This window comes from Blastococcus sp. KM273129, from assembly GCF_021698995.1.
Lineage (GTDB): Bacteria > Actinomycetota > Actinomycetes > Mycobacteriales > Geodermatophilaceae > Blastococcus.
The window spans coordinates 1-730 of the sequence record NZ_SSXB01000183.1; the positions used below are offsets into that span (position 1 = coordinate 1).

Annotated in this window: 1 protein-coding gene; it reads left to right on the top strand. The window is 78.9% G+C overall.

The window, feature by feature from the left end:
• Window positions 1-730: DUF222 domain-containing protein (locus E9565_RS21940; protein WP_236836732.1), on the top strand; the 730-nt coding region annotated here is incomplete at both ends.

Consider the following 730-nt stretch of genomic DNA (forward strand, 5'->3'; position numbering starts at 1 on the left):
CGACCGGCTGGCCCCGCTGCTCGTCGCGGGCAACCGGCTCGCGACCGAGATCGCCCGCACCGTCCGCCAGGGCGAGCTCACCGGGGCCGCCGAGCACGACGGGCAGAACACCATGGCTGCCTGGCTGCGCGGCCACGCCCGCCTCTCCCCGGCCGCCGCCGCCCGGCTGGTGTCTTCCGGGCGGGCGCTGGAGGCCCTGCCTGCGGTCGCCGCCGCGGCCGCCACCGGGGCGCTGCCCGCCGACGCACTGGCGGTCATCGCCCCGGTGGCCACCCCGGGCAGCCTGGCCGCCGCCGCGGCCCAGGGCGTCGACCTGGCCGGGGTGGACGCCGCGTTCGCCGAGGTCGCCGCGACCCGCCCGCACGCCGAGCTGCGGCAGGTCGTGGCGCACTACCTGGCCCGGCTGGACCCCGACGGGCCCGAGCCCGACCCCACCGAGGGCCGGTCGTTCACCCTGGTCAAGCACGCCGACGGCAGCGTCAGCGGCCGGTTCGAGCTCGACGCCGTCGGCGGGGAGAAGCTGCAGACCGCCGTGGAGTCCATCGCGCAGGCCGACCGGCCCGCCGGGGACACCCGCACCCGCGCCCAGCAGCAGGCCGACGCCCTCGTCCAGCTCTGCGACAACCAACTCGCCGCCGGCACCCTGCCGGTGCTGCGCACCCAGAAGCCGCACGTGGTGGTCCGTGTCGACCTGGAGGACCTGGTCGACCCCGCCGCCGGGCCCGGCGCG